This window comes from Jiangella anatolica, assembly GCF_003236295.1.
Lineage (GTDB): Bacteria > Actinomycetota > Actinomycetes > Jiangellales > Jiangellaceae > Jiangella > Jiangella anatolica.
In genome coordinates this window covers 17,579-27,983 of the sequence record NZ_POTW01000095.1, presented here as the reverse complement: position 1 = coordinate 27,983, position 10,405 = coordinate 17,579, and the positions used below count along the sequence as shown (strand labels likewise).

9 protein-coding genes are annotated in these 10,405 nt (G+C 72.9%); 4 read left to right on the top strand and 5 right to left on the bottom strand.

Annotation, left to right across the window (positions count from 1 at the left end; all coding sequences use genetic code 11):
* The coding region (locus tag C1I92_RS35090; RefSeq protein WP_233507309.1) for a hypothetical protein at positions 1 to 208 on the bottom strand (208 nt) is incomplete at its 3' end.
* A gap of 79 nt (positions 209 to 287) precedes the next feature.
* Between C1I92_RS35090 and C1I92_RS27145 the strand changes: the two genes are divergently transcribed.
* Positions 288 to 1,295 (top strand): hypothetical protein, encoded by a 1,008-nt coding sequence (locus C1I92_RS27145; protein WP_111257756.1) that lies wholly within the window; start codon positions 288 to 290, stop codon positions 1,293 to 1,295.
* Between the two features lie 249 nt (positions 1,296 to 1,544).
* On the opposite strand, the gene C1I92_RS27140 is transcribed toward C1I92_RS27145, so the two are convergent.
* Positions 1,545 to 2,888, bottom strand: a complete 1,344-nt coding sequence (locus tag C1I92_RS27140) for an MFS transporter (RefSeq protein WP_199521643.1) — start codon at positions 2,886 to 2,888, stop codon at positions 1,545 to 1,547.
* A gap of 86 nt (positions 2,889 to 2,974) precedes the next feature.
* Here C1I92_RS27140 and C1I92_RS27135 point away from each other — a divergent pair, with 86 nt between their 5' ends.
* Genes C1I92_RS27135 through C1I92_RS27125 form a run of 3 tightly spaced genes read left to right on the top strand, consistent with a single transcriptional unit; the run spans position 2,975 to position 5,936 of the window.
* Positions 2,975 to 3,943, top strand: a complete 969-nt coding sequence (locus tag C1I92_RS27135; protein WP_111257759.1) for a GlxA family transcriptional regulator — start codon at positions 2,975 to 2,977, stop codon at positions 3,941 to 3,943.
* A 12-nt stretch (positions 3,944 to 3,955) separates the two neighbouring features.
* Positions 3,956 to 4,417, top strand: a complete 462-nt coding sequence (locus tag C1I92_RS27130; protein WP_111257755.1) for a tRNA (cytidine(34)-2'-O)-methyltransferase — start codon at positions 3,956 to 3,958, stop codon at positions 4,415 to 4,417.
* A gap of 43 nt (positions 4,418 to 4,460) precedes the next feature.
* On the top strand, positions 4,461 to 5,936 hold the full coding sequence (locus C1I92_RS27125) for a pyridoxal phosphate-dependent decarboxylase family protein (protein WP_111257754.1): 1,476 nt from the start codon (positions 4,461 to 4,463) through the stop codon (positions 5,934 to 5,936).
* Here C1I92_RS27125 and uppS read toward each other — a convergent pair.
* From uppS to C1I92_RS27110, 3 genes are read right to left on the bottom strand one after another with little or no spacing between them, the layout of a single operon-like run.
* Positions 5,933 to 6,685 carry a polyprenyl diphosphate synthase gene (uppS, locus tag C1I92_RS27120; RefSeq protein WP_111257753.1) on the bottom strand — a complete coding sequence of 251 codons (753 nt, stop codon included), beginning with the start codon at positions 6,683 to 6,685 and terminating at the stop codon, positions 5,933 to 5,935. The two genes, C1I92_RS27125 and uppS, sit on opposite strands and share 4 nt — an antisense overlap.
* Complete coding sequence (locus tag C1I92_RS27115; protein WP_111257752.1) at positions 6,685 to 8,004, bottom strand: M16 family metallopeptidase; 1,320 nt, start codon at positions 8,002 to 8,004, stop codon at positions 6,685 to 6,687. The genes uppS and C1I92_RS27115 overlap by 1 nt, the downstream gene beginning before the upstream one ends.
* Positions 8,005 to 8,011: 7 nt before the next feature.
* Positions 8,012 to 10,231 (bottom strand): polyribonucleotide nucleotidyltransferase, encoded by a 2,220-nt coding sequence (locus C1I92_RS27110; protein ID WP_111257751.1) that lies wholly within the window; start codon positions 10,229 to 10,231, stop codon positions 8,012 to 8,014.
* Between the last annotated feature and the right edge of the window lie 174 nt (positions 10,232 to 10,405).

Below are 10,405 nucleotides of genomic sequence, written 5' to 3'. Positions count from 1 at the left end.
CGGCCCAGCCGGACGCCACCACCGCGCAACCCGCCGACGCCTCCCCGGCCCAGCCGACTGCCACCAGCACCACCCAACCCGCCAACGCTTCTCCGGCCCAGCCGGACGCCACCACCGCGCAACCCGCCGACGCCTCCCCGGCCCAGCCGACTGCCACCAGCACCACCCAACCCGCCAACGCTTCTCCGGCCCAGCCGGACGCCACCACCGCGCAACCCGCGGACGCCAGCTACGCGCAGCCTGCCGATGCTTCCCGGGCGACGCGGGCTTCCGCGGAGGGGCGCACCGTGCGGGCGGCCTCGACCGGACCGGCTCCGGCGGGCGCGGCGGGGCGCGCCGAGGGTCCGGCGCGGCGCAGCGACGACAGCGTCGTCGGGCAACTGAACGCCGAGTGGATCCGGCTATGCGCCGACCCGTCGAGCGCGGCAGTTGTCGAGCGGTGGCGGATCGGCGGGGTCGGTGCGCTGAGCGACCTCGAGGCGGCGGTCCGGCGAGACGCCGACGGAGTGTTGCTGGCGCTGCTGCGGCTCGGCCGATCCGGCGACGCGCTGGCGTCGCGGTCTGTCCTGCAGCTCATGCTCGGCAAGGCGGTCCGCATCGCCGCCGGCCACGTCGGCCGCGACTCACGGGCGAGCCTCGAGCAGGCCGCGGTCACGGCGCTCTGGACGGTCGTCGCGGGGTATCCGGTCGAGCGGCGGCCGGTGAAGGTGGCGGCCAACATCGCGATGGACACGCTCCGGCTCACAGTCGACGAGCTCGCGTACCAGCGGCACGAGACGCCGGCCGATCCCGAGCAGCTGCACGCGGCCGCCGAGTCCGATGTGCCGGCTGCAGCGGCCCACGTACGAGGACGATCCGGCGCGTCTGACACCACTGGCACGGCCGGCTCGGCCAGCGGGAACCGCACAGCGGAGGGCGCCGGTGGCCGCGGCGTAGACAGGACCGCCGGTACCGGCCGGGCGATCGGTGCGGCTGGATCAGGTGGGGCGTCCGGTCGTCCTGGCGACCGTGATCCGGTCGGTGTGCCCGGCAGCGGCGACGGCCCCGGGTCGGCCGGCGCGCCCGACCTGGAGCTGTACGAGCTCCTGGCCTGGGCGGTCGGCAACGCGACCATCAGCCGGGACGACGCGCTCCTCCTGGTCGACATCTACGCGCCGGCTCCCGGGTGCCCGGGTGGGAAGGCCGCCGCCGAGCGTCGCGGGATCAGCTGGGCCGCCGCTCGTCAGCGAGCCAGCCGGGCCACCCGGCGCATCGCGGAGGCGGTCCGGGCCGACGATCCCACGGCGAGTCGGTAGTGAGACACCGCCACCACGTCCGGGGCCCGCCGCGCGACTGGGGGTTGCTCACAGACGGGGCGCCGACGAGCCGCGACGTGCACGCGGCCGCGGACCGACAGGGTGCCGGCGAGCCGTCACGCGGGTCCGGCCACCGACCGACGGGGCGCTAGCGAGCCGTCACGCGGGCCCCGGCCACCAACGGACGGGGGCGCTGGCAAGCCGTCACGCAGGCGCAGCCGCCGATGGGCGGGGGTTGCTGGCAAGCCGTCAAGTGGGCGCGGCCACCGCCGGACGTCGAGGGAGGCGACGGCGGATGGCGAGGGACATGGCGGCCGCCATCGCGCACAGGGCGCCGGCGCCGATCCAGGCCGCGTCGTAGCTGCCGTACGCGTCCCGCGTCAGGCCCGCGCCGAACGCCACCAGCGCCGCCCCGATCTGATGCGACGCCAGCACCCAGCCGAACACGATCGGGCCGGAGGCGCCGAAGTGCTCGCGGCACAGAGCAATGGTCGGCGGGACGGTGGCGACCCAGTCGAGGCCGTAGAAGATGATGAAGAACAGCATCGGCGGATGCACCGCGTCCGCCAGCAGCAGCGGCAGCACCATCAGCGACACCCCGCGCAGGGCGTAGTAGACGCCGAGCAGAAGGCGCGGATCGAACCGGTCGGTGAGCCAGCCCGACGCGACCGTGCCGACGAGGTCGAAGATCCCGATGACGGCGAGCAGGCCGGCCGCGGTTGTCACCGGCATGCCGTGATCGTGGGCGGCCGGGACGAAGTGGGTGCCGACCAGGCCGTTGGTCGACGCGCCGCAGATGGCGAAGGTGCCGGCCAGGAGCCAGAACGCCTTGGTGCGGGCGGCCGCCGTGAGGGCGGTGATCGCGCGGCGACCGGCCCCGGAGCCGGGCTCGACCGGCGCTGCACCCGCGACGGACGGCGCACCGGCGGCATGGGCGTCGACGGCGGGCGGGGCCGCTCCGTACGGGAGGACGCCGACGTCCTCGGGGCGGTCGCGCAGCAGGAACCACACCAGCGGCACAGCGGCCAGCGCCACCCCGGAGACCAGCAGCGAGGCCGGGCGCCAGCCGTGGTCCGACACGAGCACCGCCAGCAGCGGCAGGAACACCAGCTGCCCGGTCGCGGTCCCCGCGGTCAGGATCCCCGACACCAGCCCGCGCCGCGCCACGAACCACCGATCCGTCACCGTGGCGACGAACGCCAGCGCCATCGAGCCGGTCCCCAACCCGACCAGCAGACCCCAGCACAGCACCAGCTGCCAGCTGGCCGTCATGAACACCGTCAGCCCGCTGCCGACCGCCACCAGCGACAACGCGCCTGCGACGACCCGGCGCATGCCGAACCGCTCCATCAGAGCGGCCGCGAACGGCGACGTCAGGCCGTACAGCATGATGTTGACCGAGATCGCGAACGAGATCGTGCCGTGCGACCAGCCGAACTCCTCGCGGAACGGCTCGATCATCACGCTCGGCGTCGCCCGGAACGCGGCCGCGCCGACCAGGGCCACGAACGCCACCAGCGCGACCCACCAGGCGCGATGGACCCGGCCGACCCGGCGAGAGATCGGCGGGCGGGCCGGCACGGTCTGCGTCACCCGACGATGGTGCGGGACCAACGCCAACCGACGCCAGTGGCCCGACAGCCACACTGTGAAAGAATCCGGCCATGACGGTCAAGGCCATGACAGCGACGCCCCATCGCGTCGTCGTGCTGGCGCGGCACGGCGTGATCCCGTTCGAGCTGTCCATCCCGGCCCGCATCTTCGGCGCGGCGAGGACGGCCGACGGCCACAGCCTGTACGACGTGCGCACCTGCGGCCTGGACCAGGGACCGGTCCGCACCGACGCCGACTTCGACGTCGTCGTCAAGCACGGTCCCGAGGCGCTCGCAGCGGCCGACACCGTCGTCATCCCCGCCTCGTACGAGACGACCAGCATCTCGCGCGACGGCGCCCTCCCCCACGACCTCGAAGCGGCGTTCGAGCGGATCAGCGACCACACCCGAATGGTCTCGATCTGCACCGGCGCGTTCGCGCTGGCCGCAGCGGGCCTGCTCGACGGCCGCCGCGCGACGACGCACTGGCGCAGCACCCAGCGCTTCGCGGAGCTGTTTCCGCAGGTCAAACTGGATCCCGACGCCCTGTTCGTCGACGACGGCGACATCCTGACCTCCGCGGGGGTCGCCGCCGGGATCGACCTGTGCCTGCACATCGTCCGCCGCGACTTCGGCGCCGCCGTCGCCAACCGGGCCGCCCGCCGCTGCGTCGTCCCGCCGTGGCGCGACGGCGGCCAGGCGCAGTACGTCGACCAGCCGGTCCCCGAGGCGGACGCCCCCAGCACGGCCGACGCCCGCAGCTGGGCGCTGAGCCATCTCGACCAGACCCTCTCCCTCGACGACCTGGCCAGACAGCAGGCGATGAGCGTCCGCACGTTCACCCGCCGGTTCCGCCAGGAGAACGGCGTCAGCCCCGGCCAGTGGCTCATCCAGCAGCGTGTCGACCGCGCCCGCCACCTGCTCGAGGACAGCGATCTCCCCGTCGACGAGGTGGCCCGCCGCTGCGGCTTCGGCACGACGGCGTCGATGCGCCAGCACCTGCGCGCCAGCCTCGGCGTGTCGCCGTCCGGCTACCGCCGCACGTTCCGGACGTGAGATCGTCCCCACGTGTTCCACGTCGTCTTCTACGAGCCGCGCATCCCGCCGAACACCGGCAACGCGATCCGCATGGTCGCCGCGACCGGCGCGCACCTGCACCTGATCCGGCCGCTCGGGTTCGACCTCGACGACGCGAAGCTGCGCCGGGCCGGCCTGGACTACCACGACCTCGCGAACGTGACGGTGCACGACGACCTCCCGGCGGCGTGGAAGGCGATCAACCCCGAGCACGTCTACGCCTTCGCCACCACCGGCACCACGAGACACAGCGACATCGCCTACCAGCAGGGTGACGTGCTGCTGTTCGGCCCGGAACCGACGGGACTCCCCCGCGAGGTGCTCGACGACGAGCGGATCACCGACCGCGTCCGCATCCCGATGCTGGCCGGACGGCGCTCGCTCAACCTGTCGAACTCGGCCGCCGTCGCCGTCTACGAGGCCTGGCGCCAGCACGACTACCAGGGCGCCTGACGTCACCCGGCCGGTCACACGCCCCGCGGAGTACCGTCGGGCCATGCAGCGACCCGAGCCCCTTCCCGACCTGGACTGGACGCCGGACCGCGCCGCCGAGTTCGGCGCGGCCGCCCTGGACCTGTGGACGGAGTACCTGCGCCGGCTGCCCGGCCTGCCTGTCACGCACCCGCACACCCCGGCGCAGACGCGCGCGGCGGTCATCGAGGGCCGCGACGTGCCGGACAAGCCGCTCAGCGACGACGAACTGCTCGACCACCTGCGCACCGTCGTGTTCGAGCACGGCGCGCAGACCGGCCACGGCGGCTTCATGGCGTTCATCAGCGGCGCCGGCACCGTGCCGGGCGCGCCCGCCGCACTGCTGGCCGCCGGCATCAACCAGAACCTCGGCGGCTGGCCGCTCGGCCCGGCCGCGACCGAGATCGAGAACCACGTCCTCGCCTGGTTCACCGGCCGGCTCGGCCTGCCCGAGCAGTCCTCCGGCGCGTTCGTCACCGGCGGCGCGACGGCGAACCTGATGGCGCTGGCGGTGGCGCGCGACGCCCGGGCCGGCTGGGACGTCCGCCGCGACGGAACGGCGGCCGGGCCCCGGCTCGCGGTCTACGCCTCCGACGACGTCCACGAGACCGTGGACCGGGCCGCCGACCTGCTCGGACTCGGCACGTCGGCGGTACGCCGGATCCCCACCGACGACCGGTTCCGGCTCCGCTCGGACGCCGTCGAGGCCGCCATCCAGCACGATCGCGCCGAGGGCGTCAAGCCGCTCGCGATCGTCGGGACGGCGGGGACGACCGAGCTGGGCGCCATCGACCCGCTGGACGCGCTGGCCGACGTCGCGACGAAGTACGGCTGCTGGTTCCACGTCGACGCCGCGTACGGCGGGCCGGCGGCGATGGTCGACGAGCTGCGGCCGGCGTTCGCCGGCATCGAGCGGGCCGACTCGATCACCTGCGACCCGCACAAGTGGCTCAACATGCCGATCTCGGCCAGCCTCGTGCTGTTCCGCGACCCGGCCGCGCACGTCGCCGCGTTCACGCTGCAGCCCGACTACGCCAAGCTCGACGAGCAGGTGCGCAGCGAGATGATGCTGCGCTACCAGTGGACGCCGCAGTTCACCCGGCCGTTCGACGCGCTGCCGGTGTGGGTGTCGCTGCTCGCGCAGGGCTGGGACGCCAGCGCCCGCCGCATCCGGCACGACGTCGAGCTGGCCGGCTGGCTGCACCACCTCGTCGACGAGCACGACGAGCTGGAGGCGCTGGCCGACCCGGAGCTGTCGATCGTCTGCTTCCGTTACGTCCCGCCCGGCGGACCGCACACCGACGCCTACCTCGACGAGCTCAACGAGCGCATCCTCTACGCCGTCCAGCGGGCCGGCCGGGTGTACCCGTCGAACGCCGTCGTCGCCGGCCGGTACGCGATCCGGGCCTGCCTGATCAGCTACCGCACCGAGGCCGAGCACGTCGAGGCGCTGGTCGACGACGTCGTCGCGCACGGCCGCCGGCTGCACGGGGCAGGCTAGGCCTTCCGGCGGGCGTACGTCCGCAGCGCCCGCAGGAAGTCGACCTGCCGGAAGCCGGGCCAGTACGCGTCGCAGAAGTACAGCTCGGACTGCGTGGACTGCCAGAGCAGGAAGCCGGACAGCCGCTGCTCGCCGCTGGTCCGGATGACGAGGTCCGGCTCCGGCTGCCCGCGCGTGTAGAGGTGCGCCCCGATGGCCTCCGCCGTCAGGTCGTCGATCGCCCCGCCGTCGTCGAGGTAGGAGCGGACGGCGTCGACGATCTCCTGGCGGCCGTCGTAGCCGATCGCGACCGTCAGCAGCGGCCCGGCCGCCCGCGACGACGTCGCCGAGACGGCCTCCTTCAGCGCGAACCGGGTGCTGTCGGGCAGCAGGTCCAGCCGCCCAGCGACGTGCAGCCGCCACTGGTGCGACGGCGCCGCCAGCCGCGTCGTGACGACCTCCTCGATCATGCGCATCAGGTGATCGACCTCGTCGGAGTCCCGCTTGCGCAGGTTGTCCGCCGACGCCACGTACACCGTCACGTACTCGATGCCGATCGCCGAACACCACGCCAGCAGGTCGTCGACGTGCTCGGCGCCGAACCGGTGGCCGACGGACGGGTCGGCGTAGCCGGCCGCCCGGGCCCAGCGCCGGTTGCCGTCCATGACGACGGCGACGTGCCGCGGCAGCAGCGACGGCGCGGCGCCCAGCGCACGAGAAAGCCGCCGCGCGTACCACTGGTACAGCAGTGCGCGCGGCGACGACGGCATCAGCCGAGCACGGCCTCGAACCGCCCGGCCGACTCGAACGGCCCGACGACCGCGAGCGACGGCGTGGCCGCCAGCAGGGTCTGGGCCAGGTCGGTGACCTGGTCGATCGTGACGGCGTCGACCCGGGCGATCAGCTGGTCGACGCTGGGCAGCTCGTCGTACACGAGCTCGGCCTTGGCCAGCCGGCTCATCCGCGCGCTGGTGTCCTCCAGCCCGAGCACCAGCCCGCCACGGGCCTGGCCCTTGCCGCGTTCCAGCTCCTCGATCGTGATGCCGCCGCGGACGACGTCGGCCAGCACGGTGCGGCACAGCTCCAGCACCTGGTCGACCTTCTTCGGCTGGCAGCCGACGTAGACGCCCAGCAGCCCGGCCGCCGCGTGCTGTGACGCGTACGAGTACACCGAGTAGGCCAGTCCGCGCCGCTCCCTGACCTCCTGGAACAGCCGCGACGACATGCCGCCGCCGAGCGCGGCGTTCAGCACGCCGAGGGCGAAGCGCCGCTCGTCGTTGCGGGCCAGCCCAGGGACGGCCAGCACGACGTTGGCCTGCTCGGTCGGCCGGTGCAGCAGGGTGACGCCACGGCCGGACGACGGTGCGACGCCGCCGGTGCGCGGCGGCGCCGGCTCGTCGTCGCTGTCCAGGAAGCCCGCCGAGCCGAACGCCTTCTCGACCAGCGCGACGACGTCGTCGTGGCGGACGTTCCCGGCCACCGCGACGACCATGGTGCGGGCCAGGTAGTGGCGCCGGTAGTAGTCGTTGACGGTGTCGCGGGACATCCCGGTGATGCTCTCGACCGTGCCGAGGATGGACCGGCCGAGCGGGCTGTCGCCCCACATGTGCCCGGCCAGCAGGTCGTGCACGGCATCGGACGGGTCGTCGTCGCGCATGGCGATCTCTTCGAGGACGACCTCGCGCTCACTCTCGACGTCGACCGGCGCGACCACCGACGACGTGACCATGTCGGCCACGACGTCGACGGCCAGCGGCAGGTCGGTGTCGAGCACCCGCGCGTAGTAGCAGGTGAACTCCTTGGCGGTGAACGCGTTGATCTCACCGCCGACGGACTCGATGGCCGAGGAGATGTCCAGGGCGGTGCGCTTCGGCGTCCCCTTGAACAGCAGGTGTTCCAAGTAGTGCGTCGCGCCGGCCTCGGCGAGCTGCTCGTCCACCGAGCCGACACCGACCCAGATGCCGAAGGCGACCGACCGGACCGTCGGGACGGCCTCGGTGACGATGCGCAGTCCGCCGGGGAGGACGGTGCGGCGGACCAGTCCGCCCTCGTCCTCCCCCAGCAACGTCCGCGTCGACGGGGTTGTCACGCGACCGTCAGGACTCGCTCGCCTCGCCGGCCGCGGCGGGAGCCTCGTCCTCGACGATCGGCGTCAGGGCCAGCTTGCCGCGGTCGTCGATCTCGGTGATCTCGACCTGGATCTTCTGCCCCACCGAGACGACGTCGTCGACGTTCTCGACCCGCTTGCCGCCCGCGAGGGTCCGCAGCTTGGAGATGTGCACCAGGCCGTCCTTGCCCGGCAGCAGCGAGACGAACGCGCCGAAGCTCGTCGTCTTGACGACGGTGCCGAGGTAGCGCTCGCCCACCTCGGGCATCGTCGGGTTGGCGATGGCGTTGATCTGCGTGCGCGCGGCCTCGGCGGACGGGCCGTCGGTGGCGCCGATGAAGATGGTGCCGTCGTCCTCGATGGCGATCTCGGCGCCGGTGTCGTCCTGGATCTGGTTGATCACCTTGCCCTTGGGGCCGATGACCGCGCCGATCTGGTCGACCGGGATCTTGATGGAGATGATCCGCGGCGCGTAGGGGCTCATCTCGTCCGGCACCGCGATGGCCTCGGACATGACGTCGAGGATCGTGAGCCGGGCGTCGCGGGCCTGCTGCAGCGCGGCGGCCAGCACCGACGCGGGGATGCCGTCGAGCTTGGTGTCCAGCTGCAGGGCGGTGACGAACTCGCGGGTGCCGGCGACCTTGAAGTCCATGTCGCCGTAGGCGTCCTCGGCGCCGAGGATGTCGGTGAGCGTGACGTAGCGCTGCTCGCCGTCGACCTCGCCGGAGATGAGGCCCATGGCGATGCCGGCGACCGGCGCGCGCAGCGGCACACCGGCGTTGAGCAGCGACATCGTGGACGCGCAGACCGAGCCCATGGACGTCGAGCCATTCGAGCCCAGCGCCTCGGAGACCTGCCGGATGGCGTAGGGGAACTCCTCGCGGGCCGGGAGGACCGGCAGCAGCGCCCGCTCGGCGAGCGCGCCGTGGCCGATCTCGCGCCGCTTCGGCGAGCCGACGCGGCCGGTCTCGCCGGTGGAGTACGGCGGGAAGTTGTAGTTGTGCATGTAGCGCTTGGACGTCTCGGGCGAGAGCGTGTCGAGCTTCTGCTCCATGCTGAGCATGTTCAGCGTGGAGACGCCGAGGATCTGCGTCTCGCCGCGCTCGAACAGCGCCGAGCCGTGCGCCCGCGGGATCGGGCCGACCTCGGCGGACAGCGTCCGGATGTCGGTGAGGCCACGGCCGTCGATGCGGACCTGGTCGCGCAGCACGCGCTCGCGGACGACGGACTTGGTCAGCGACCGGAACGCGGCGCTGATGTCCTTCTCGGCGCCCTCGAACTGCTCGGCCAGCCGGTCCTTGACCTCGGCCTTGAGCTCGTCGAGACGCTGCTCGCGCTCCTGCTTGGCGGCGATGGTGAGCGCCTTGGCCAGCTCGTCGCGGGCCGCGGCCTCGACGGCGGCGTAGATCTCGTCGGTGTAGTCGAGGAAGACGGGGAACTCCGCCGTCTCCTTCGCCGCGGCGTCCGCGAGCTGCTGCTGCGCGGTGGCCAGCGCGGTGATGAACGGCTTCGAGGCCTCCAGGCCGGCGGCCACGACCTCCTCCGTCGGCGCGGTGCGGCCGGACTGGACGAGGTTCCAGGTGTCGGCGGTGGACTCGGCCTCGACCATCATGATCGCGACGTCGCCGTCGGGCAGCACCCGGCCGGCCACGACCATGTCGAAGACCGCCTCGGACAGCTGCGAGTGGTTCGGGAAGCCGACCCACTGGTCCTCGATCAGCGCGACCCGGACGGCGCCGACGGGGCCGGCGAACGGCAGCCCGGCGAGCTGGGTGGACGCGGACGCGGCGTTGATCGCGACGACGTCGTAGAGGTGGTCCGGGTGCAGCGACATGACCGTCATGACGACCTGGACCTCGTTGCGCAGGCCCTTCGCGAACGACGGGCGCAGCGGCCGGTCGGTGAGCCGGCAGGTGAGGATGGCCTCCTCGCTGGGGCGGCCCTCGCGGCGGAAGAACGAGCCGGGGATGCGGCCCGCGGCGTACATCCGCTCCTCGACGTCGACCGTCAGCGGGAAGAAGTCGAGGTGTTCCTTCGGGTTCTTCGAGACGGTGGTCGCCGAGAGCAGCATGGTCTCGTCGTCGAGGTAGACGACGGCGGAGCCGGCCGCCTGCTGGGCGAGCTGACCGGTCTCGAAGCGAACGGTGTGGGTGCCGTACTTGCCGTTGTCGATGACGGCTTCGGCGGTGTGAATCTGGGGACCCGTCATGGGTCGTCCTCCTGGAGCGTGGCGGGAGGCCGCTCGAATGAGATCTCTTACGCGCCGGTCTTCGATGGAAGCCCGCGGGTCAGCCGTTCCCGAGGGCCACAACCGAGGACCGGCCTGCTGCGTTCAAGGCGGCCGCCCGGATCGGTCGGGCGATATTCAGTTGGTGCCGGCGGC